This is a genomic window from Kribbella jiaozuonensis (genome assembly GCF_005233875.1).
GTDB classification, from domain to species: domain Bacteria; phylum Actinomycetota; class Actinomycetes; order Propionibacteriales; family Kribbellaceae; genus Kribbella; species Kribbella jiaozuonensis.
The window spans coordinates 188,893-211,276 of record NZ_SZPZ01000007.1 but is presented as its reverse complement, the minus strand read 5'-3'; the positions used below and the strand labels follow the sequence as shown (position 1 = coordinate 211,276).

Below are 22,384 nucleotides of genomic sequence, written 5' to 3'. Positions count from 1 at the left end.
GGGGCCCCCCCCCCCCCCCCCGCCGGCCCCCCCCCCCCCCCCCCGGGGGGGGGGGGGGCCCCCCCCCCCCCCCCCCCGGGGGGGGGGGGGGCCCCCCCCCCGGCGGGGGTTTCTGGTGGCATGCCGGGGCCAATGGCGACTATTCGGCCGTGTTCGACCTGCAGCCAGCCGTCGACCGGCTCCGGCGTGCAGAGGTGTGTGTTGACGAAGGTGGTCACGGGGCAAGCAGGTGGCGGGCGGCTGCTTCTGCGCAAACTCTTGCGCTGCCGAAGGTTTGGATCCAACCCGTGAAGCCCGAGTAGTCGACGCCAGGAACGCCCATGTCGACGACGATCATGTCCGGGTGTTGGGTCTGCAGTTCGCCGATCAGTTTCTCCTGCCAGTCGAAGCGATGCGCCCCACGCACCAGCAGCACCACCTGACTGTCAGCGCCGTACTCCGACCGGAACTCACCCACCCCCGCCCGCGCCATCCCCGGCCCGTTGTACGTCGACCCCGACAACCCGATGCTCTCGACAACCTTCCCCGCATCGCGCAGCAACGTCTCCACGCCCCACCCGGACGACCCAGCAGCAGGCGAGTGCGTCGGCTCCAGCCGGATGATCAGTACGGCGTCACTCCGCACCCGCGGATCCCCATGCGTCACGACAACCTGCTCAGCCAACCGCGAGCCCAGCCCGTTGTCCCGCTCCGCCACATCCGCCTTCGCCCGCGTTCCGAGCCGGGCCAGCCGCGCGTTCGCCTCCTCCAACCGCTCCAACGGCAACCGCCCGCTCTCAACAGCCTCGACCAACGCGGCCGCCGCCACATCCACGTCGTCCAGGAACGCCCACGACCCAAGGCACAACGCGTCAGCCCCGGCCTCGATCGCCCGTACGGCGGCCTCCGGCAACGGCGCCACGTCCGCGATCCCGTACATCTCGAGCGCGTCGGTGATCACCACCCCGTCGTACCCGAGCTCACCCCGCAGGATGTCGGTCAACAGCACCTTGCTGATCGTCGCCGGTACGTCGTCCACCTGCGGCACCAGGTCGTGCGACACCATGATGCTGTCCACCCCGGCCTCGATCGCCGCCCGGAACGGATCGAGGTAGCTCGCCAGCAACTCCTCCCGCGAAACGTCGACCAGCGGCGTCGCGAGGTGAGCATCGGTCCCGCTCATGCCGTGCCCCGGGTAATGCTTGGCGCACGCACTGACCCCCGCCGCCTGCAGCCCTGACACCCAAGCGGCCGTATGCCGGCTGACAAGCGAGCGATCCGACCCGAAGCAGCGAATCCCGTTCGGGCTCAGCGGGTTGACCGCCGTGTCGACTGCCGGAGCCAGATCCCAGTCGATCCCGGCCTCGACCAACGACAGCCCGATCTGGTACGCCGCCTGCCGCGTCAGCTCCACATCGTTCAACTCACCCAGCGCGCGGTTACCCGGCATCGAAAAACCGCCGAGGTCCGCGATCCGGCTGACATCACCGCCCTCTTCGTCGATCGACAGCAGCACATGGTCGCGCAGACCGTGCAGCTGAGCCGCCAACTGCCGGAATTGCGGTCCGTCGACGGTGTCCCTGCCGAAGATCACGAACCCGCCGAGGCCGGCGTCGATCCTGGACGGGACCCAGTTCGGCACCTTCGGCCGGCCGAGCGCGGGGAACAGCACGCCATGGGCGAGCCGGTTCAGCTCTGAAGTCACAACATCCTCCATGTGCAGGGGGTTTCGGCCTTTGACCGCGCCGGCCGTCATCCCGCCGACCAGCCGGCGCTGGATCAGCAGGAAGACGATCAGCACCGGGAGCGAGAAGATCGCCGACGCCGCGATGGTGGCGCCGTTGTCGATGCCGTCAGAGGTCTGGAACGAGACCAGCCAGACCGGCAGCGTGTAGTTGTTCTGCGACTTCAGGAACACGTAGGCGAACAGGTAGTCGTCCCACGCGCTGATGAAGGCGAAGATCGAGGTGGCCACGATGCCCGGCGCGAGCAGCGGCAGTTGGATATGCCAGAACGCGCCGAACCGGCCGCAGCCGTCGACCATCGCGGCCTCTTCCAGCTCCAGCGGGATCCCGGCCACGAACCCGCGCAACGTCCAGATCGTGAACGGCAGGACGAACGTCATGTACGTGATGATCAGCCCGGGCACGAAGTCGATCGCGCCGACCGACCGCAGCATCAGGTACAGCGGGATGACCATCGCCGACCCCGGCACCATCTGCACCAGCACCAGCCCGACGAGGAACGCCCGCCGCCCGACGAACCGGAACCGGGCGAGCGCGATCGAGGCGCCGAGGGCAACGACCAGCGCGATCAGCACGGTCGACACCGAGACCAGCAACGAGTTGCGGACGTAGTGCAGGAACGGCCCGTGCGTGAGCGCCGTACGGAAGTTGTCGAGGCTCAACGGCCAGGGGATGAACTCCGGCGTCGCCGACAGGATCTTCCCGGGCTGCTTCAGCGCGGTCGCGAACATCCAGTAGACCGGGAAGATCACCACCAGCGAGACCAGTACCGCGATGGTGTTCGGAAGAGCCCGCCGCCTCATGCGATCGCCTCGTCCTGCGCGAACAAACGCCGCACATAGAGCACGGACAGTACGGCGAGCAGCAGCACCGTGATGATCGCGATCGCCGCGCCGCCGCTGTAGTCGTTGCGGGTGAACGCCTCGAGGTACGAGTAGACGCCGAGCGTCGTCGTACCGCCGTCCGGTCCGCCTTGCGTCAGCACCCAGATCGGTGTGAACGAGTTGACCGACCAGATCACTTCGAGCAGCACGAGTACGGCGAGCACCGGTCCGAGGATCGGCATCGTCACATGCCGCGCCACGTTCCACCGTCCAGCACCGTCCAGCGCGGCGGCTTCGTACAGATCACCCGGGATCTGGCCCATCGCGGCGTACAGCGTGAGCGCCACGAACGGCAGACCCTTCCACACGACTAGCGCGATGATCAGGAACAACGCCTGACTCGGCGACGAGAACCAGTCGTGCGCGGAGAAGTCGCCGAACACCTTGAGCTGCGTGATCACCCAGTTCAGTACGCCGTACTGCGGCTCGAACAGCCACCGCCAGATCATCGTCGCCGACACCATCGGCATCGCCCAGACCAGCACCAGGCAGACCGACAGCATCACCCGCGCCCACCCCGACACCTGCATCAGCAGGGACGCCAGCAGAAAGCCGATCACCATCAGCCCGCTCACGCAGGCGACGCTGACGATCAGCGTACGCAGCAGCGTGAACCAGAAGTCGCCGTCGCCGAGCACCCGGGTGAAGTTGTCGAGCCCGACGAACGGCGCCTCGCCGGTGAACAGCGACCGCGGCCCGAAGTCCTGCAGCGACAGCCAGATCAGCCGCACGATCGGATACCCCAGCACGGCCGCGAACGCGACCAGCGCCGGTCCGATCAGGCCGTACGGCGTGAACCGCGCCAGCCGGCTGCCCCGCACCGCACCTCCTGTGCGCGGGGCAACCGACACCTCTTCGGTGAGCGAAGCCATCGTCAGCGCTGGCCCGACTGTGCGTTGAACGCCTCGGTCGCGTGTTTGTCGTAGTCCTTCGCGGCTCCGGCGATATCCGCACCCTTGGCGATCTTCGAGAAGAACTGCTCGTTGTAGCTCTCGGTCTCGAGCGTCGCCTCGCCCGGTGTCGACGGCAGCGCCTGGCTGACGGTGGCTGCTTGCGCGCCGAGCTTCAGCACCTCAGGAACGTTGCCGGTCGGCAGGAACGCGGCGACCACCGGGAGTTGGTGGATCGTCCGGGTCATCGTCTGCTGGAACGCCTTGCCGGTGATGATCTTCAGCCAGTCGACCGCCATGTCCTTGTTCGGACTGTTCTGGGCGATGCCGATCGTCGAGCCGGCCACGATCACCGGCAGCGGTTTGCTCGCCTCGTAGCCCGGCATGATGAAGTAGCCGGCGTCCGAGGCAGCCTTCGCATTCTTCTCCGCGACCGCGCCGGGCTCCCACGCCTTGACGTAGATCATCGCGGCCTTCTGGTCGGCGAAGATCTGGTCCTGGTCGGGGCTGTCGGTGTTGGCGCCGATCGAGGACGGCGTCGAGCAGGCGTTCTGGAACTTCTTCCACTCGGCGAGGCCGGCCTGGTTCTCCGCGCTGCTCATCTGCGCGGTCCACTTGTTGTCCTGGTCGGTGGCGATCGTGCCGCCCTTCCCGAACAGGAACGGCATCCCGGCGAACCAGTATTGGCCGGGCATGTAGAACGCCGAGAAGTTCGGCGTCGCCGTGTGCGCCTTCGCGAGTTTCCCGCAGTCCGCGATCAGGTCGTCGACGGTCGCCGGCGGCTCGGCGATCCCCGCCGCGGCGAACATCTTCTTGCTGTACATGACGACCTTCGTGCCGCCGTACAGGGGAGTGGCGTAGAGCTTGTCCTGGTACGTCGACGGTCCGGCGAGGCCGGCGAGCCACTGGTCGGACGACTCGAACTCGCCCTTCTTGTCGGTCAGCTCGGCCAGCGCACCGGAGGCGGTCAGCATCGGGGTCTGGGTGTTGCCCATCTCGACGATGTCGGGCGGGTTGTCGGAGGCGAGCGCGGTGGTCAGCTTGGTGACGACGTTGTCCCATTGCTGGATCTCGACGGTCACCTTCAAGTCGGGGTGCTTCTCGTTGAACTGCTTGGTGACGTCGCCGATGATCTTGTTGTCACCGGGACCGCCGGTCATCATCCAGACGGTCAGTTTGTTCGTCGGCGCGGCCTTGCTCGGGCCGGATCCGCCGCAGGCTGCCACGCTGAGCGAGATCGATGCAAGGAGAGCCAAGGTCTTCCAGGGCTTCATGCGAGTTCCTCTGTGTCGGATGGGTCGACAGCGCAGCCGTCCAGCTGGGCCACGACACCGGGGGCGGACGTAGTGATCGAGGCGACCTGGTGGCGGGCCACCCCGATCGCGGTGTAGTAACCACTCAGGGCGGCGGCCATCGCACCCAGCAGACCGCCCGAATCCCCGAGCACAGACCGGCGCAGATCGCTGTGTACGCCGACCGTCTCGTACGTCTCGGCGCTCACCGTCTCCAGCACGGAGTCGCTGAACGCACCGGAGAAGCCACCGGTGAAGACCACCGTGCTCGGCTCGTAGGCCAGGGCAACGATCGACACCAGATGCAGCAGCGCCTCGTGGATCTCGTCGACCAGGCCGCCGAAGCGGTCCGGTTCGGCGAAGACCTCGTCGGCCTTCCTGAGGCGGTGACCGGCTTGGTGCGCGAGAGCGAGCAGGCCCGCGCCGGAGAGCAGGTCCCGCAGCCGTTCCTTGCGGCCCGGCAACCGCAGCCGGCCGAACTCGCCGAGCAGACCCTCGGGTCCCGCGAGCACCTGCCGGTTGAACGCGACCGCCGAGCCCAGACCAGTGCCCAGGCTGAGCAGGACGACGGTCTCGTCCCGGGGCAACTCGCCGTAGTGCAGCTCACCCAGCAGCGCCAGGTTCGAGTCGTTGTCGATGATCGTCGGTACGCCGAGCTCCGCGGCGACCGTCTCGACGAACGTGGTGCCGAGGATCTGCGGCAGGTTGAACGCGCCGACCACGCGATCCTTGGTGGAGGCAACGACACCGGGCAGCCCGATCGCCACCGACGTGAGCGGTACGCCGTCGCCGTACCGCTCGACCAGTCCGAGGACGCGTGTCGCGATCCAGGACGCCAGCTCGGCGGCGCCCAGGTCCCGCGGGGTCTCGTCGCGGCAGCGGATGATCGCCGTACCGATGCCGTCGGCGATCACCATCCGGCAGTAGGTGCCGCCGAGGTCGATCCCGCACACCAGCCCGGACTGCGGGTTGAAACCGAGCGCGGCTCCCGGTCGGCCGGGGCCGTCGCGGACGATCTTGTGCTGCTCCAGAGCCAGCCCGTCGGCGAGCAGATCGTCGACGATCCGGGCCACCGTGGCCCAGCTCAGTCCGGTCTGCTGGACCAGTTGCCGCCGGTCGATCCCGGCGCCGGACAGCAGTGCGGCGATGACCGCTCCGCGGTTCGCCGTCCGGGTGCCGACACTGCCTCGTTCGAGCTTCGCCATTTATTCTCACGGTGAATAGAATTGGTTGAGACTGAGACGCTAGTCCGGTCCGGCGGGCCGTGTCCAGGGATTCCGGAAACTTCCTCCGGTGTCGTTGGCGCGGCCAATGACAGCCCGAACTGATCAGTCTGGACTGATGAGTTATGGTGGTCGGTATGGAGATATCGGCGTCCGCGGCGCGCGCGGCCAGCGAGGTGCGGGTGGTCTTCGGCCGGGTCAAACGGCGGTTGAAGGCGCTCGCCGACACCGACGATCTGACCCCGTCGCAGTCCTCGGTGCTGAGCCGGCTCGACAAGGACGGACCGGCGTCGGCGAGTGAACTGGCCACGGCGGAGCGGATCCGGCCGCAGTCGATCGCGGCGATCCTGGCCGCGCTGCGGCAGGCCGATCTGATCCAGCGGCACCCCGATCCACAGGACGGTCGCCGGCAGGTGGTGTCGCTGACGTCGGCCGGTCGTCACCGCCTGCAGGGGGATCGCAAGGTGCGGCAGGAGTGGCTGGCGCAGACATTGCAGGACCACTGCACGGAGGCCGAGCGGCAGAAGATCATCACGGCGCTGGCGCTGCTCGATCGCGCGATCGAGGCGGCCCGGTGACCGGGCTGTGATTGTGGAGCCCTCGAGGTTCGATCGTCGGCTGATCGCGCCGATGCTCGTCGGGTCGGTGCTGAACCCGATCAACTCGTCGATGCTCGCGGTCGCGCTGATCCCGATCGGCGCGGCGTTCGGCGTACCGCCGTCGCAGACCGCGTGGCTTGTCACCGGGTTGTACATCGCGACCGCGGTCGGTCAGCCCGTGATGGGCCGGCTGGTCGACCTGTTCGGTCCGCGACCGCTCTACCTGATCGCGACCTCGCTCGTCGGCGTGGCCGGTCTGCTCGGCGCGCTGGCCCCGAACCTCGGCGTACTCGTCGGGTCCCGGGTCCTCCTCGGCCTCGGTACGTCGGCGGCGTACCCGGCGGCGATGTCGTTGATCCGCAGCGAGGCCGACCGGACCGGGATGGAGACGCCTGCCGTCATCCTGAGCAGCTTGTCGGTCGCGAACCAGGTGATCGCGGTGATCGGCCCGACGCTGGGCGGCCTGTTGATCGGGTTGGGGGGATGGCACCTGATCTTCACGATCAACGTCCCGCTGTCGGTGATCTGCGTGGTGCTCGGCTCGTTGTGGTTGCCGCGGCGGGCACGTTCGCGTGGTGCCGGGGGACTGGACTACGCGGGGATCGCCTTGTTCACAACGACATTGGTCTCGCTGATGTTGTTCCTGATGCAGCCGCGGGTGTCGCGGTGGTACGTACTGGTGCTTGCACTGGTCCTCGGCGTCGCGTTCGTGGTCACGCAGCTGCGCGTCGTCGCGCCGTTCATCGATCTGCGGGTGCTGGGCGGCAACCGCCCGTTGATCCTGACGTACACCCGGCAGGTGCTCGCGTTCGTCGGTGCGTACTCGTTCCTGTACGGCTTCACGCAATGGCTCGAGGAGGCGCGTGGCCTGAGTGCATCCGCTGCTGGTCTGCTCCTTCTACCACTGTCCCTGGCGGCGGTGCTGGTCACGCTGGCCACCGGCCGGCGGGCGGCGATCCGCGGCAAACTCGTTGCCGGAAGCATCTGTCTGGTGGTGGCCGCGACCGCGCAGCTGTTCGTCGGTCCGAGTACGTCGATCTGGATCCTGGCCGTGGTCGGTGTGATCGCCGGTGTGCCCCAGGGCCTCAACAACCTCGCCAACCAGACCGCCCTTTACCAGCAGGCCGATCCGGCCCGGATCGGCTCATCCGCAGGACTGTTGCGGACCTGCGTGTATGTCGGCGCGCTGATCTCCGCGGCGGCCAACGCCCACTTCTTCCAGCACGGTGCAACGACAGCCGGACTGCACGACATGGCGGTCTTCCTGCTCGTCATCGCCGGTCTGCTCGTGCTGGTGACCTTCACGCAACTCCCCGAATAGAGAGGCTCCACCTGTGTCAGTCACCACCCTCGACCCGAAGACCGCGCTGGTAGTCATCGACCTGCAGAACGCGGTCGCCGCCCTCCCCGGCGAGCCCCACAGCACCGCCGACGTCATCGGCAAGACCGTCGAACTCGCCGACGCCTTCCGCAAGCACGAACTCCCGGTAGTCCTCGTCCGGGTCAGCTTCGCGGCCGACGGCGCCGACCGCCTGACCGGCCGGACCGAGCAGCCGGCCCGGTCGGGTGGCGGTACGCCGCCCGCCGGCGCAGACCAGATCGTCGACCAGTTGGCCGGCCACCCCGAGGACATCGTCGTGACCAAACGCAACTGGGGCGCGTTCCACGGCACCGACCTCGACGTACAGCTGCGCCGCCGCGGCATCACCCAGATCGTGCTGACCGGCGTGGCCACCAGCATCGGCGTCGAGTCGACCGCGCGGGCGGCGTACGAGCACGGCTACAACGTCACGCTCGCGACCGACGCAATGACAGACCTCGCCGCCGAGTCGCACGAACACTCGCTGAACCGAATCTTCCCCCGCCTCGGCGAGTCCGGCACGACCGCGGAGATCATCGCCCTGTTCGGCTGAGGATGATCCATCTGCTGGATCGCTGGTTGTCGGTGAGGTTGCGCGGCTAGCATCGCGAGCATTCGAGTCTTTGGAGGGGGACTATGTCGCTGACTGATCGCGAGCGGTCGGAAGTCGAGCAGGCAAACACGTCCGGCAAGCAACCTGTGGTGTTCATCCACGGGTTGTGGCTGTTGTCGACCAGTTGGGACCGGTGGCGTCGGCTGTTCGAGGAGAACGGCTACAGCACGATCGCACCCGGGTGGCCGGATGACCCGGAGACGGTGGCGGAGGCGCGGGAGCACCCCGAGGTGTTTGCGCACAAGATGGTGCAAGCGGTCACCGATCACTACCTCGAGGCGATCCGCGGACTGGACCGGAAGCCGGCCGTCGTCGGGCACTCGTTCGGTGGGTTGATCGCGCAGAAGATCGCGGGGGAGGGGGCGTCGGCCGTGACCGTGGCGATCGATCCGGCGCCGGGTCGGGGCGTGTTGCCGCTGCCGCCGTCGGCGTTGAAGTCGGGCTCGCCGGTGCTGGGCAACCCGGCGAACGCGCGGCGCTCGGTCACGCTGACCTTCGACGAGTTCAAGTACGGCTGGGCGAACAACCTCGACGAGGACGAGGCGCGCCAGTTGTACGACGAGTTCCACGTCGCGGCGTCCGGCGTACCGATCTTCCAGGCGGCGGTGGCGAACCTGAACCCGTTCAGCGAGACCAAGGTCGAGTACAAGGCGGCGGACCGCGGGCCGATCCTGCTCGTGTCGGGCGAGAAGGACCACACGGTTCCGCATGCGATCACGCACGCGGCGTACAAGCAGCACTTGAAGAACTCCGGGGTCACCGAGTTCACCGAGCTCCCGGGCCGGGGTCACTCGTTGGTGATCGACCACGGCTGGGAGGAGGTCGCCCGCACGGCGCTCGACTTCATCCACAAGTACGACCCGCCGTCGGCCGGCTGAGCCGAAGACCGAGAAAGGAAGGCCCGCGGGGCGGCGAGTAGCTCCGCGGGCCTTCCGTCTGTGTGGATCTGGTGTCAGTCCCAGCTGAGTCCGCTGGAGGACTGGTACTCGATCACTCGGGTCTCGAAGAAGTTCTTCTCCTTCTTCAGGTCCATCACCTCTGACATCCAGCCGAAGGGATTCCGCGTTTCACCGAAGATCGGATCGATACCAATCTGTTCTGCACGGCGGTCGGTGATGAAGTGCATGTACTGCTCGCACAGCTCCGACGTGAGGCCGAGCATGCCGTTCGGCATCGTGGACCGACCGTACGCGACCTCGAGCTCGCACGCCTCGGTCAGCATCTGCCGGACCTCGGCCTGGAACTCGGTCGTCCACAGGTGCGGGTTCTCCTGCTTGATCTGGTTGATGCAGTCGATGCCGAAGTTCAGGTGGATCGACTCGTCGCGCAGGATGTACTGGTACTGCTCGGCGATGCCGACCATCTTGTTCCGCCGGCCGAGCGACAGGATCTGCGCGAACCCGGTGTAGAACCACATCCCCTCGAACACCACGTAGAACGCGATCAGATCGCGCAGGAACGCGGTATCGGCCTCGGGCGTCCCGGTCCTGAAGTCCGGGTCCTCCAGGTGCTGCGTGTACTTCAGCGCCCACGCATCCTTGTCGGAGATCGACGGCACCTCGCGGTACATGTTGAACAGCTCGCCCTCGTCGAGCCCGAGCGAGGTGCAGATGTACTGGAAGGTGTGCGTGTGCACCGCCTCCTCCAAGGCCTGGCGCAGCAGGTACTGCCGGCATTCGGGGTTGGTCAGCTGGCGGTACACGGCGAGGACGATGTTGTTCGCGACCAGCGACTCCGCGGTGGCGAAGAAACCCAGGTTGCGCTTGAGCATCAGCCGCTCGTCCTCGGTGAGGCCGTCGCGCGACTTCCAGAGCGAGATGTCCGCCTGCATGGAGACCTCGGTCGGCATCCAATGGTTGTTGCACGCGGCAAGGTATTTCTCCCAGGCCCACGTGTACTTCAGCGGCAGCAGCTGGTTGACGTCTGCCCGCGAGTTGATCATCGCCTTGTCGGCAACTTCGACTCGTGCCGCTCCAACGGAAATGGTGCTCACTGGCAGGCCTCGCAGTCAGGGTCGTCGATGGAGCAGACGGCTCCGGTGGGTTCGGGAATTGCTACCGGCACCGCGTTGAGCCGGCCGTCGGTGCCCTTCAGCGTGGACTTCTCCACGTGGGTCGCTGACTGGGAACGCAAGTAGTAAGTCGTCTTGAGGCCAAACCGCCATGCCGACCGGTACAGCTCGTCCAGCGCACGACCTGACGGCTTCGCCATGTAGAGGTTCAGCGACTGGGCCTGGTCGATCCACTTCTGCCGGCGCGATGCCGCCTTGACCAGCCACTGCGGGTCGATCTCGAACGCGGTCGCGTACAGCTCACGCACCTCCGCCGGGATCCGCTCGATACCGGCCAGCACGCCGTCGTGGTACTTCAGGTCGGACACCATCACCTGGTCCCACAGCCCGCGCGCCTTCAGGTCGGCGACCAGGTACGGGTTGGCGACGGTGAACTCGCCGGACATGTTCGACTTCACGAACAGGTTGCTGTACGTCGGCTCGATTGACTGGCTCACGCCGCAGATGTTGGAGATCGTCGCGGTCGGCGCGATCGCCATCACGTTTGAGTTCCGCATGCCGTCGCGCAGTACCTTCGCACGCAGCGTGTCCCAGTCGAGCCGCCTGCTCTCGTCGACGATCACGTCGCCGTTGCGGGCGGACGTCAGCAGCTCGAGCGAGTCGATCGGCAGGATCCCCTTGCTCCACAGCGATCCGTCGTACGTCGAGTACCGGCCGCGCTCGGCGGCGAGATCACTCGACGCCTCGATCGCGTGGTAGCTGATCTGCTCCATCGAACTGTCCGCGAACTCGACCGCAGCATCGGACGAGTACGGGATCCGCAGCGCGAACAGCGCGTCCGCGAACCCCATCAGCCCGAGGCCGACCGGACGGTGACGCTGGTTCGCGCGCTCCGACTCGGGGGTTGTGTAGAAGTTCACGTCGATGACGTTGTCGAGCATCCGAACCGCGGTCTTCACCGTGTCCCGGAGCAGGTCGGCGTCGAGGCCGTCGGCGGTGAGGTGCGCGACCAGGTTGACCGAGCCCAGGTTGCAGACCGCGGTCTCCTCGACCGTGGTGTTCAGCGTGATCTCGGTGCACAGGTTCGACGAGTGCACGACACCGTCGTGCTGCTGCGGTGAACGCAGGTTGCAGGCGTCCTTGAACGTGATCCACGGGTGCCCGGTCTCGAAGAGCACCGTCAGCATCCGCCGCCACAGGTCGACCGCCTTGACCCGCTTGAACACCCGGATCTCGCCCCGGTCGGCGGCCGCCTCGTACGCGACGTACGCCTCGGCGAACGCCGTGCCGTACAGGTCGTGCAGATCGATCACCTCGTTGGGCGAGAACAACGTCCACTCGCCACCGGCCTCGACCCGCTGCAGGAACAGGTCCGGCACCCAGTTCGCGGTGTTCATGTCATGCGTACGCCGGCGCTCGTCGCCGGTGTTCTTCCGGAGGTCGAGGAACTCCTCGATGTCGATGTGCCAGGTCTCGAGGTATGCGCAGACCGCACCCTTCCGCTTGCCGCCCTGGTTGACCGCGACGGCGGTGTCGTTGGCGATCTTCAGGAACGGCACGACGCCCTGGGACTCGCCGTTGGTGCCGCGGATCCTGGCCCCGATACCGCGGACCGGGGTCCAGTCGTTGCCGAGACCACCGGAGTACTTCGCGAGCAGCGCGTTGTTGCGGATGCCGTGGAAGATGCCGGCCAGGTCGTCCTCGACCGTGGTCAGGAAGCACGACGAGAGCTGCGGACGGGTCGTGCCGGAGTTGAACAGCGTCGGCGTCGACGACATGAAGCGGAACAAGCTGAGCAGCTCGTAGAACTGGATCGCCCGCGCCTCGCGGTCGTCCTCGCGCAGCGCCATCCCCATCGCGACCCGGAGGAAGAACGCCTGCGGCAGCTCGTACCGAACCTTGTCGATGTGCAGGAGATAGCGGTCGTACAGCGTCTGCAGACTGAGGAACGTGAAGTCCAGATCGGCGTCCGGCCTGATCGCCGCCGCAAGCCGCTCGAGGTCGAAGGTGCCGAGCTCGGGGTCGAGCTGGCCGGCCTCGATCCCGGTCCGGATGTACTGCGGGAAGTAGGTCGCGTACGCCTCGGCCATCTCGGCCTGGCTGGCCTGTCGCGGCTCGCCGTGGACGCGACCCAGCGCCTCGCGCCGGATCTGGTCGAGCAGTAACCGGGACGCGGCGAAGCTGTACTGCGGCTCGGTCTCGACGAAACCGCGCGCGGCCATCACCAGCGCGAGCTCGACCTCGTGCTGCGCGATGCCGTCGTAGCAGGCGCCGAGCGTCTCGTTCAGGATCAGTTCGGGGTCGACGGCGTCGAGGCCGGCTGCCGCCTCCGCGACGATCACCCGCAGCCTGTCGACGTCGAGCGGGGACCGGGTGCCGTCGGTCGCGCGGACCGTCAGTGCCGGCTTCTCGGTCACGCCGGCCGCATCGGCAGGTGTGCGGGCCTTGGTCCGCTCCTCGCGGTACAGCACGTAGGCGCGGGCGACCTGGTGTTCGCCGGCGCGCATCAGCGCCAGCTCGACCTGGTCCTGGATGTCCTCGACCTGCACGCTGCGGCGCGCGTCGCCGCGGCTGGTCAGGGCGCCGACGACCCGGCCGGTCAGGTCGGTCACCAGGTCGCGGACCCGGTGGGTGGCACCGGCGTCGGCGCCCTCGACCGCGAGGAACGCCTTCGTCACGGCGACGGAGATCTTGGTCGCGTCGAACGGCGTACTGCTGCCGTCGCGACGGATGACGGTGAGCTCGACCGGCTGCTCCGCCGCCATCCCTGAGGACTGGGACACGGATGCAGCCGTTGAGGAAGCAATAGTCACAGGTGTGCTCTCCACAAGAGTTCGGAGGCCTGGGACCACGCGAGCAGGCGCACGACGGGACCGGCAGCACCGGCCGGGATCACTGCCGTCACGCCCTGCGACCCACCCGCGAGGTCTCGGACCACATGCACCGGCGGTGCACGTACCAGTGGCAGGTATCCGGACTTGCGGACGTCTCTCGACAGCACATCCGCTCACCGTTGCGGGGCAGCTCCGGATTCGCACCGGATTCCCCTGTTGCCTCAAAGTGGCCCACATCTTGTGGTGCCGGCCACTCCGAACCACCAGCAGTAGTGATGCTAGGCGGAGCGATCTAGATCTTGTGGTAGCGCCACGCCGCGTGTCGCACATCTTGTGGTCCGCAATCTCACGCCGCGACCGCATAGAGGTCCTGGAGCGTCATGATCTCCGAGCCGTGGTGGATCAGCTCGCGATTCAGCCGCAGCACGACGTGGCCGAACGGCTCGCCGGCGTCGAGTTCGTTGGCCTGGCTCAGCCCGACCGTCATCACCTCGTCCTCGTCGAGCGCGGCGATCGCATCGCGCCAGGCCTCGACCCAATAGGTCAGCCAGGCCACCGCATCGCGGGCGTTGCCGTGCAGGTTGATATCCGCGCGCCCCTGCTGACTCGCGCCGAACGTCCACTCCCATCGCTCGAAGAAGGTCTCGGTGAGATGGGCGATCAGCCAGGCGATCGTGCGGGGACCGCGATGGTCCGGCTCGTCGGGCCACTGCGCGACCCATTCGCCGGACCCGAGTGATCGGAAGTGGCCGGCGTAGTGCCGCCGGACGACGGTCAGCGCCTCGCTGCTCGGTCGCCAGAAGTACTGCTCGTCGGTCAACTGGGCGAGGCGCCCGGACAGCACCATCCAGCTGAAGCCGAGCTGGCCGCGCACCATGGCCATCGCCGATGGCTTGTGCAGGATGTCCCAGTCGAACGCCTCCGACATCACTTCTCCCCTGTACGATCGAACATATGTTCGAATTCTTGCTCGCCGGGGAGACGAAAGTCAATTCACTGGTGTGTCGGTTCTGGCCTCGCCGGAACGGGTCTGCTAGGCGGCTCGATCCGCGTGTCCGCGGCCGGACTGGCGAAGCGGCGTTCGAGCAGCGTGAAGGCGTCGATGAGCTCGGGCGCCTCGTAGACGCGGTTGCGCCGGCCGTCGGTGACCTCGCGCAGGATGCGCGCCTCGACCAGCCGTGCGAGCCCTTGGTTGGCGGCCTGCTGCGAGCGGTCGATGAGCTGCGCCGCGGCGGCGAGCGTGAGGACCGGCGCGGCGGGCAGCGCGTCGATCAGGAGCTCGGTCGCGGAGCCTGCTCGGACCGGCGCCGCACGTTCCCGCCAGGCCGCCTTGAGATCGACTGCGGCCCGCTCGAAGCGCGCGGCCTCGGCGGTCGCATGCGTGCAGGCCATCGCGAACATCCGCAGCCACGGGTTCGCGGCGGCGCGTGCCTTCGGGGTCGTCGCGCGTCCGACGTACCGAAAGGCGGTCAGGGCGTCGACGTACTCCGATGTATGCGTGGCAAGCGAGAGCGAGACCGGCGGGACGGTGCGCGTGACGAGTCCCTCGGCGCGCAGGATCAGGTGGATCAGCGCTCGCCCGGTCCGGCCGTTGCCGTCGGCAAAGGGATGGATGGTCTCGAACTGCGCGTGCGCGATCGCGGCCTTCGCGAGCACCGGCAGCCGCGACTCGCGGATGAAGCTGACCAGGTCCTCGAGCAGTTCCGGGATCAGCTGCGCCGGCGGCGGGACGTAGTACGCCTCGGCGGGGGAGCGGCCGCCGATCCAGTTCTGCAGGTAGCGGATCTCGCCGGCGTACTCCGAGTGCGGCGACTGCGCCATCAACCGGCGATGCGCCTCGAGCAGGTGATCCACCTCGAGCTTGTCGCCGGCCTGCACGGACTCGGTCACCCAGGTCATCGCGTCGACCGCGCCGAGCACCTCCTCGGCGGTCACGTCCCGCGTGCTCGCTCGCAGTACGTCGGCCTTCAGCAACCGCCGCGCCCCGACGACGAGCCCCTCGATGTGCGACGAGCCGACCGCCTCGGCCCGCAGCAGGAGCCGCGCCAACGCCTCGCTGTTCGTCAGCACCGCCGCGGTCGCGTCGAGCCGCGCCAGATCACCCGCGGCGTCCTCGAGCACCGCGAGTACGTCCTCACTCAGATCGAACTCGCGACCGACCAGCGGATCGGGGAAGTACAGCTCGTACGACCCGCCGAGCCGCTCCGCCCGGGTGAACCCGTCGGGGTGCCCGGGCCACCGATGTAACTCCACCCGTGCCATACCCTTATTCAACCTTATCCACAAACCTTGAACAAGAGCTGTGGATGGGAGCGTACCTGCCTGTGGACCCACCTGTGGGCAAACTGCTCGTTGTGACTCTCGATGCGCAGACACAGGAGATGGTGGCCGCCAACGAAGCCGACTGGGACGCTCGAGCGCCGTTGCATGCGGCGAGCGACTTCTACGACCGGCCGGCGGAGTTCTGGTTCGCCGACTACGAGTGGGAGGATCTCGGTCCGCTCGACGGTCGCGACGTAGTGCACCTGCAGTGTCATCTGGGCACCGAGACGATCGCGTTCGCGCGGCGCGGTGCGCGGACCAGCGGGCTCGATCTGTCCAGTGAGTCGCTGGAGGCCGCGCGGCGGATCGCCGACGCGGCGGGAGTCGAGGTCGACTACCTGTACGCGAATGTGTACGACGCGGTCGAGGCGGTCGGTGGACAGCAGTTCGACATCGTCTACACGGGCAAAGGTGCGCTGTGTTACCTGCCTGACCTGAAGGAGTGGGCCGAGGTCGTCCACAACCTGCTCAAGCCTGGCGGCGTGCTCTACATCGTCGAGTTCCACCCGCTGCTGAACTCGCTCCGCGAGGTCTCCCTACCTGGCGAGTCCGACGACCTGGTCCTTCGCGCCGACTACCTCGAAGGCCGCGGTCCGATCGCCCACGACTCCACCGTCACCTACACCGGCGACGAGGTCCCCGGCCGCCAGACCAGCTACGAATGGCGCCACGGCCTCGGCGAAATCACCACCACTCTCGCCGGCGCCGGCTTCCATCTCACCAGCCTGCGCGAATCCGAAGTCCTCCCATGGCCGCGCTGGTCGACGATGGAACCTACACCCGACGGCTGGTGGCGCCTCCCGGACAGCGCACCCCGCATCCCACTCCTCTTCGCCCTGAAGGTCACCAAGCCATGAGCCGCAGCGAACGCGAGCAGAACCTGATCACCTACTACTCCAACGAGGTCCAGGCGCGCACCGATCGCGCACTGCCCGAGCCGCGCGTCGCTCACCGGACCGCTTTCCTCGCACGGCTGCGCGACGAAGGTCGCCACAGCGTCATCGAGCTCGGCTGCGGCCCCGGCCGCGACGGCGAGGCGATCGCCGCCGCAGGATTCGCCTACACCGGCGTGGACCTCTCACCGGCGAGCGTCGAGGCGTGCCGGGCGCTCGGGCTGGAGGCTCAGGTGGCGTCCGTGCTGGAGTTGCCGTTCGAGGACCGGGCCTTCGACGCGGGCTGGACGATGAGCACGCTGCTGCATGTCGCCGATGAGGATCTCGATCGAGCGTTGACCGAGATCGTCCGGGTGCTCAAGCCGGATGCGCCGCTGGCGATCGGATTGTGGGGGAGCGCTACCGGCGGCGAGCAGGTCTGGGAGGACGGGACGGGCTTCGGGCCCGGGCGGTTCTTCAGCATCCGCACCGACGACGGACTGCGTTCGGCACTCGAGCGGTACGGCGTCGTGGACGAGTGGACGACCTGGGACGACGACCGTGCCATGCACTACCAGTGGGCTGTGGTCAGCGTTTCTTAGGGCCGCGGAAGGCCACGAAGATGAGGGCGACACCGAAGGCGGCCACGATCGGGCCGACCGTTGCCCAGAGGGTGCTGCCGGTCATCGAGCTGCCCTTGACGTAGCCGAGGCCCTGCAGGGTCCAGACGCAGCCGATCGCGATGAGGAGTGCGGCGATGGCGGTGGCGACGATCTTTCCCATGGTGCGAGGTTAGCCGAGGAGCTCGTCGCAAAGGGTCACGAGTTGGCGGCGGAGCGGACGAGCGCGGTCGGCGAAGGCCCGTTGGGCTGCTGTGTACTCCGCTTTGCCTTCAGCCGTCTCGATCCGGACCGGCGGATAGCCGAGCGGCGCCAGGTCGTACGGCGACGCCTGCATGTCGAGCGTGCGGATGTCGCGGGCGAGCTCGAAGCAGTCCAGCAGCAAAGAGCTCGGCGTGAACGGCATCAGCTTGGTCGCCCATTTGTAGAGGTCCATGTTGGCGTGCAGGCACCCGCCTTGCTCCAACGCCGGCTGGGACTCGCGGGTCGGCTGCAACACGTTCAACGGCCGCGCAGACGGCGTGAAGAACCGGAACGCGTCGAAATGCGAGCACGCGACCTTGTGCGACTCGACGACCCGATCGGTGCCCTCGGCCCCTAACCGCAGCGGCCACCTCTCATGCCGTACGTCGGACGTCCGGTAGACCATCGCCCACTCGTGCAGACCGAAACACCCGAACTGCGCCTGCCGCTCCAGCGTCGCCGCGAGCAACCCCCGGATCCACGCAATGTTGTCCGCCCGCCGCGCGATCTCAGCCGGGTCGAGTGACGCAGCCCCGTCCACCACCACATAACCCCGACGATCGCCGTACTCCGACGCCTCGAGCAACCGCACCCCCGGCCCGGGATGCCAGACCCGCAGCTGGTTCGGACGAGTGGAGTAATAGGTGAACAGAAAGTCCTCCACCGGATGAGCCTCACGCCGCTTCCGCCGCTCGACATGCCCGGCCACCAGCCCGTCGACGCGGGCCGCATGGTCCATCGCGTACGACGACCACTCGGCAAAGGCGAGCGTGGTGGTCATAGGTCCAGGGCGAACGCGAACAGGTCTACGCCGGGGATGGGGGCCCAGTCGCGTTCGGGGAGGCGGGTGAAGCCGAGGCGTTCGTAGATGCGGTGGGCTGTGGTCATGTAGCTGGCGCTGCACAGGACTACTCGGTGCAGGCCCTGCTCGCGGGACCGTTCTATACAGCGCTCGGTGAGCGCCGTACCGACGCCGAGGCCGCGTGCCCGGCCGGCTACGCCGAGCATGCGGAATTCGCCCTCGTCGTCTCGTCCGATCTCGCGGTAGACGGAGCCGACGGGGCAGTAGGTGACCGTGCCCAACAGACCGGAGGAGTCCGCCGCGACCCAGAGCTCGGCCTTGGCGGCGCGGTCGGCGGCGGCGCGCAGCGTCATCGCGTACTGGCCGCGGACGAACCCGTCGTGCGAGTACGCCTCCACGGTCAGCTCACCAACGGCGTCGTACTCGGCAGGAACAGCCAGGCGGATCTCTACAGTCACCAGCTAACTGTCTCATCCGAAGGCGACGGTAGGCTCGCCCCGTGCGTATCGCCAGATTCTCTGTGGATGACGAGCCGAAGTACGGCATGGTCGAGACCGATGACCCCGAGGGACTCGTCGGGACGGTCAACGTTCTCGACTCGGACCCGCTCTACCGGCCGGTGAAGTTCACCGGGGAGCGGTTGCAGCTCGCCGACGTCCGGTTGCTCGCGCCGGTCATCCCGCGCAGCAAGGTGGTCTGCGTCGGCCGCAACTACGCTGCGCACGCGCAGGAGCTCGGCAACGACGTACCCGAACAGCCGCTGATCTTCCTGAAGCCGAACACCAGCGTGATCGGCCCGCGCGACGGCATCGTCTATCCGGAGCAGACCCACGACCTGAATTTCGAGGGCGAGCTGGCGATCGTGATCGGCCGGATCTGCCGCGACCTGCCCAAGGAGCGGGCCAACGAGGTGATCTTCGGCTACACGATCGCCAACGACGTCACCGCGCGCGATCTGCAGAAGACCGACGGGCAGTGGGCCCGGGCCAAGGGGTACGACACGTTCTGCCCGCTCGGCCCGTGGATCAGCACCGAGCTCGACGCGTCCGACCTGCGGGTCAGCACCGAGCTGAACGGCGAGCCCAAGCAGGACGGCCGGACGTCGCAGTTCATCTTCGACATCCCCGAGGTGCTTGCCTTCATCACCTCGTTCACCACGCTGCTGCCCGGCGACGTGGTGCTCACCGGCACCCCGGCGGGCGTCGGCCCGATGCTGCCCGGTGACGAGGTCTCGGTCAGCGTCGAAGGCATCGGAACTCTGACGAACAGGGTGATCGTCCGTGACTGACGACGTACTGGGAGATCTCGAGCCCGCGGGGGTGAGGGTTCGGTTCCCACCGTCGCCGACCGGCCTGCTGACCGTCGGCAACATCCGCAGCGCGCTGTTCAACTGGGCCTTCGCCCGGCACTACGGCGGCAAGCTCGTGCTCCGGATCGAGGACACCGACACCGCCCGCAACACCGAAGAGGGCTACCAGTACACCTACGACTCGCTGCGCTGGCTCGGCCTCACCTGGGACGAAGGTCCCGGGGCCGGCGGCGACTACGGGCCGTACCTGCAGTCCGAGCGGATGGACGTGTACGCCGACGTCGTCGCCAAGCTGCTCGCCGCGAACAAGGCGTACCACTGCTACTGCTCGCAGGAGGAGCTCGACCAGCGCCGCGAGGCCGCCCGTACGGCCGGCGAGCACAGCGGGTACGACGGCCACTGCCGCAACCTCAGCCCCGAGCAGATCCAGGCGTACGTCGAGGAAGGCCGCCGCCCCGTGGTCCGCCTGCGGATGCCCGACCGCCCGATCGTGTTCGACGACCTGGTCCGCGGCGAGATCACGTTCCTCCCGGAGAACCTGGGCGACTACGTCCTGGTCCGCGCGAACGGCTACCCGCTCTACCCGCTGGTGAACCCGGTCGACGACGCGCTGATGGAGATCACCCACGTACTGCGCGGCGAGGATCTGCTCTCGTCGACGCCGCGTCAGATCGCGCTGTACGAGGCGCTGGCCGAGATCGGTGTCGGCGGCGGCCGGACGCCGCGGTTCGGGCACCTGCCGTTCGTGATGGGCGAGGGCAACAAGAAGCTGTCCAAGCGCGACCCGGGCTCCGGCCTCGGCGAGTACATGCAGCGCGGGTTCCTGCCCGAGGGTCTGCTGAACTACCTGGCCCTGCTCGGCTGGTCGATCGCCGACGACCGCGACGTGTTCACGATGGACGAGATGGTCAAGGCCTTCGACGTCCGCAAGGTGAACTCGAACGCGGCCCGCTTCGACCCGAAGAAGTGCGAGGCGATCAACGCGGCGCACATGCGGATGCTGCCGCCGGACGACTTCGCGCAGCGGACGATCCCGTTCCTGGCCGGCGCGGGCGTGCTCCCGGCAGAGCCGTCGGCGGACCAGCTCGCGACGCTGCAGGCCGCCGTACCGCTGGTGCAGGAGCGGATGAACACGCTGTCCGAGTCGGTCGACATGCTCGGGTTCCTGTTCGTCGACGAGGACGCGTTCACGATCGACCCGGATGCCGCCGCGAAGGTGCTGACCGGTGACGCCGGCGCCGTACTGGATGCGTCGGCCAAGGCGCTCGGCGATTGCGACTGGACGACCGAGGCGATCGAGGCGGCGCTCCGGGCGTCGCTGATCGACGGCCTCGGGCTGAAGCCGAAGAACGCGTTCGGCCCGGTCCGGGTGGCGATCTCCGGTCGCCGGATCTCGCCGCCGCTGTTCGAGTCGCTCGAGCTGCTCGGCCGGGAGAAGTCCCTGCGCCGCCTCGAGCAGGCGCGCCGTACCGTGTCGTCGCTGTCATGAGCGAGCTGACACCGCGTACGTCGTACCAGCGGCTGCTGCGCAACCCCGATGCCCCGAGCGGGTACGTCGTCCTGGGCGCGCTGACCATCCTGGTCGGCTGGATGGTCGCGAGCGTGATCATCCTCGGCATCCAGCAGGCGATCCGGAAGGATCCCGAGGGCACGCTGTCCTGGTTCGGACTGCTCGCGACGAACCTGACGCTGATCGTGCTGATCCCGCTCAGCATGCTCGTCGCCCGCAAGCTCAACCGGCAGCCACCGGGGTTGTTGTCCTCGGTGGCCGGCGGACTGCGCTGGCGGCCGCTGGCCTGGTTCGCCGTCGCGGCGATCGTGATCGAACTGCTGGCGCTGGCCGTGGTCCAGTTCGGCGACATCCAGCTCGCGACCGGCGAGCGGCACGGCGGTGGCGCGGCGCCGGACGCGATCGCGGTCATCGTCGTCACGCTGCTCACGTCGACGTTCCAGGCCGCGGGGGAGGAGTACTACTTCCGCGGGTACCTGCTGCAGGCGATGGGCGCGTTGGTTCGCAGTACGGCGATTGTCGTTGTCGTGACCGCGTTGCTGTTCACGGCGGCGCACGGGATCTGGCCGTGGCAGAGTCCGGCGCTGTTCGTCGACCGGCTCGCGTTCGGTCTGGTCGCGGCGGTCCTCGTCGTACGCACGGGTGGTCTGGAGGCGTCGATCTCGGCGCACGCGGCGAACAACGTGGTGACGTTCATCTTCGCGGCGCTGACCAACACCGTCGGGGCGAGCCTCGGCGTGAAGGATGCGCCGTGGTCGCTGGTGACGGTTGACGTGGTGAAGTTCGTCGTGTTCGGTGCGGTCGCGCTGGTGATCGCGCGCCGGCTCGGGTTGACCACGGACAACCGGAAGAGTCTGGTGTGACGGGAGTGACAACGCGCCGGAGGGGGCCCGTTTTGGTGTCCGGTCCTCGCCTCGGGTAAGCTCTCCGAGCCGGGTTGGTGAGGGCGGAAACAAACTCCCAGCAACGGTGAAATGCCTTTGGGGTATGGGGTAATTGGCAGCCCGTCTGATTCTGGTTCAGTTAGTCTAGGTTCGAGTCCTAGTACCCCAGCGGATTGGACCGCACCGATGAGAATCGGTAGAGTTCAACCTCGTTGCCCGGACCGCAAGGTCCGGCTGACAACACTCTGGCCCCGTTGTGTAGCGGCCTAGCACGCCGCCCTCTCAAGGCGGTAGCGCGGGTTCGAATCCCGTCGGGGCTACCAGAGAACAAGGCCCCCGTCCTCGCGGACGGGGGCCTTCGTGCGTTCTGCCCCGATCGCTGGACACGGCAA

At 67.7% G+C, this 22,384-nt stretch carries 20 protein-coding genes, 2 tRNA genes and 1 riboswitch; of the genes, 11 read left to right on the top strand and 11 right to left on the bottom strand.

Annotated features, from left to right (window positions below; genetic code table 11):
* Positions 1-214: 214 nt before the first annotated feature.
* Genes FDA38_RS42520 through FDA38_RS39535 form a run of 4 tightly spaced genes read right to left on the bottom strand, consistent with a single transcriptional unit; the run spans position 215 to position 5,995 of the window.
* On the bottom strand, positions 215-2,527 hold the full coding sequence (locus FDA38_RS42520) for a glycoside hydrolase family 3 N-terminal domain-containing protein (RefSeq protein ID WP_170990020.1): 2,313 nt from the start codon (positions 2,525-2,527) through the stop codon (positions 215-217).
* On the bottom strand, positions 2,524-3,429 hold the full coding sequence (locus tag FDA38_RS39545; protein ID WP_202878045.1) for a carbohydrate ABC transporter permease: 906 nt from the start codon (positions 3,427-3,429) through the stop codon (positions 2,524-2,526). The genes FDA38_RS42520 and FDA38_RS39545 overlap by 4 nt, the downstream gene beginning before the upstream one ends.
* A gap of 53 nt (positions 3,430-3,482) precedes the next feature.
* Complete coding sequence (locus FDA38_RS39540) at positions 3,483-4,772, bottom strand: extracellular solute-binding protein (protein ID WP_137259321.1); 1,290 nt, start codon at positions 4,770-4,772, stop codon at positions 3,483-3,485.
* Positions 4,769-5,995 carry an ROK family protein gene (locus tag FDA38_RS39535; protein WP_137259320.1) on the bottom strand — a complete coding sequence of 409 codons (1,227 nt, stop codon included), beginning with the start codon at positions 5,993-5,995 and terminating at the stop codon, positions 4,769-4,771. The genes FDA38_RS39540 and FDA38_RS39535 overlap by 4 nt, the downstream gene beginning before the upstream one ends.
* Positions 5,996-6,150: 155 nt before the next feature.
* Here FDA38_RS39535 and FDA38_RS39530 point away from each other — a divergent pair, with 155 nt between their 5' ends.
* The 4 genes from FDA38_RS39530 to FDA38_RS39515 all read left to right on the top strand — a co-directional run bounded on the left by FDA38_RS39530 (position 6,151) and on the right by FDA38_RS39515 (position 9,463).
* Positions 6,151-6,591, top strand: a complete 441-nt coding sequence (locus FDA38_RS39530) for a MarR family winged helix-turn-helix transcriptional regulator (protein WP_137259319.1) — start codon at positions 6,151-6,153, stop codon at positions 6,589-6,591.
* Between the two features lie 13 nt (positions 6,592-6,604).
* Positions 6,605-7,933, top strand: coding sequence for an MFS transporter (locus FDA38_RS39525; protein ID WP_202878044.1), 1,329 nt, complete (start codon positions 6,605-6,607; stop codon positions 7,931-7,933).
* Positions 7,934-7,946: 13 nt separating this feature from the next.
* Positions 7,947-8,525 carry an isochorismatase family protein gene (locus tag FDA38_RS39520; protein WP_137259318.1) on the top strand — a complete coding sequence of 193 codons (579 nt, stop codon included), beginning with the start codon at positions 7,947-7,949 and terminating at the stop codon, positions 8,523-8,525.
* An 83-nt stretch (positions 8,526-8,608) separates the two neighbouring features.
* Entirely contained in the window at positions 8,609-9,463 is an 855-nt protein-coding gene (locus FDA38_RS39515) for an alpha/beta hydrolase (protein WP_137259317.1), read from the top strand.
* A gap of 74 nt (positions 9,464-9,537) precedes the next feature.
* Here the strand turns inward: FDA38_RS39515 and FDA38_RS39510 are convergent, their stop codons facing one another.
* The 4 genes from FDA38_RS39510 to FDA38_RS39495 all read right to left on the bottom strand — a co-directional run bounded on the left by FDA38_RS39510 (position 9,538) and on the right by FDA38_RS39495 (position 15,692).
* The gene (locus FDA38_RS39510) at positions 9,538-10,578 is read right to left on the bottom strand and encodes a ribonucleotide-diphosphate reductase subunit beta (protein WP_233715196.1); all 1,041 of its coding nucleotides are present in this window, start codon (positions 10,576-10,578) and stop codon (positions 9,538-9,540) included.
* The gene (locus FDA38_RS39505; protein ID WP_137259628.1) at positions 10,575-13,361 is read right to left on the bottom strand and encodes a ribonucleoside-diphosphate reductase subunit alpha; all 2,787 of its coding nucleotides are present in this window, start codon (positions 13,359-13,361) and stop codon (positions 10,575-10,577) included. The genes FDA38_RS39510 and FDA38_RS39505 overlap by 4 nt, the downstream gene beginning before the upstream one ends.
* Positions 13,362-13,542: 181 nt before the next feature.
* Positions 13,543-13,710: riboswitch (cobalamin riboswitch) on the bottom strand.
* Positions 13,711-13,776: 66 nt separating this feature from the next.
* The gene (locus tag FDA38_RS39500; protein WP_130449042.1) at positions 13,777-14,358 is read right to left on the bottom strand and encodes a DinB family protein; all 582 of its coding nucleotides are present in this window, start codon (positions 14,356-14,358) and stop codon (positions 13,777-13,779) included.
* A gap of 65 nt (positions 14,359-14,423) precedes the next feature.
* Entirely contained in the window at positions 14,424-15,692 is a 1,269-nt protein-coding gene (locus tag FDA38_RS39495; RefSeq protein ID WP_137259315.1) for a Fic family protein, read from the bottom strand.
* A gap of 92 nt (positions 15,693-15,784) precedes the next feature.
* Between FDA38_RS39495 and FDA38_RS39490 the strand changes: the two genes are divergently transcribed.
* Positions 15,785-16,609 (top strand): class I SAM-dependent methyltransferase, encoded by an 825-nt coding sequence (locus FDA38_RS39490; RefSeq protein ID WP_202878043.1) that lies wholly within the window; start codon positions 15,785-15,787, stop codon positions 16,607-16,609.
* Positions 16,606-17,226 carry a class I SAM-dependent methyltransferase gene (locus tag FDA38_RS39485; protein WP_170990019.1) on the top strand — a complete coding sequence of 207 codons (621 nt, stop codon included), beginning with the start codon at positions 16,606-16,608 and terminating at the stop codon, positions 17,224-17,226. Before FDA38_RS39490 ends, FDA38_RS39485 begins: the two co-directional genes overlap by 4 nt.
* On the opposite strand, the gene FDA38_RS39480 is transcribed toward FDA38_RS39485, so the two are convergent.
* Genes FDA38_RS39480 through FDA38_RS39470 form a run of 3 tightly spaced genes read right to left on the bottom strand, consistent with a single transcriptional unit; the run spans position 17,213 to position 18,747 of the window.
* Entirely contained in the window at positions 17,213-17,407 is a 195-nt protein-coding gene (locus FDA38_RS39480; RefSeq protein ID WP_137259312.1) for a hypothetical protein, read from the bottom strand. The genes FDA38_RS39485 and FDA38_RS39480 overlap by 14 nt on opposite strands.
* A 9-nt stretch (positions 17,408-17,416) precedes the next feature.
* Positions 17,417-18,268: a 3-methyladenine DNA glycosylase gene (locus FDA38_RS39475; RefSeq protein ID WP_137259311.1), complete on the bottom strand. Its 852-nt coding sequence runs from the start codon at positions 18,266-18,268 to the stop codon at positions 17,417-17,419.
* Positions 18,265-18,747: a GNAT family N-acetyltransferase gene (locus FDA38_RS39470; RefSeq protein ID WP_233715195.1), complete on the bottom strand. Its 483-nt coding sequence runs from the start codon at positions 18,745-18,747 to the stop codon at positions 18,265-18,267. Before FDA38_RS39470 ends, FDA38_RS39475 begins: the two co-directional genes overlap by 4 nt.
* 41 nt (positions 18,748-18,788) lie before the next feature.
* On the opposite strand from FDA38_RS39470, the gene FDA38_RS39465 reads away from it, so the two are divergent.
* From FDA38_RS39465 to FDA38_RS39445, 5 genes are all read left to right on the top strand, one after another.
* Complete coding sequence (locus FDA38_RS39465) at positions 18,789-19,577, top strand: fumarylacetoacetate hydrolase family protein (RefSeq protein WP_137259309.1); 789 nt, start codon at positions 18,789-18,791, stop codon at positions 19,575-19,577.
* Positions 19,570-21,087, top strand: coding sequence for a glutamate--tRNA ligase (gene gltX, locus FDA38_RS39460; RefSeq protein WP_137259308.1), 1,518 nt, complete (start codon positions 19,570-19,572; stop codon positions 21,085-21,087). The genes FDA38_RS39465 and gltX overlap by 8 nt, the downstream gene beginning before the upstream one ends.
* Positions 21,084-21,971: a CPBP family intramembrane glutamic endopeptidase gene (locus tag FDA38_RS39455; protein ID WP_137259307.1), complete on the top strand. Its 888-nt coding sequence runs from the start codon at positions 21,084-21,086 to the stop codon at positions 21,969-21,971. Before gltX ends, FDA38_RS39455 begins: the two co-directional genes overlap by 4 nt.
* A gap of 118 nt (positions 21,972-22,089) precedes the next feature.
* A tRNA-Gln gene (locus FDA38_RS39450) sits at positions 22,090-22,161 on the top strand.
* A gap of 78 nt (positions 22,162-22,239) precedes the next feature.
* Positions 22,240-22,315, top strand: a tRNA-Glu gene (locus FDA38_RS39445).
* Positions 22,316-22,384: the final 69 nt, after the last annotated feature.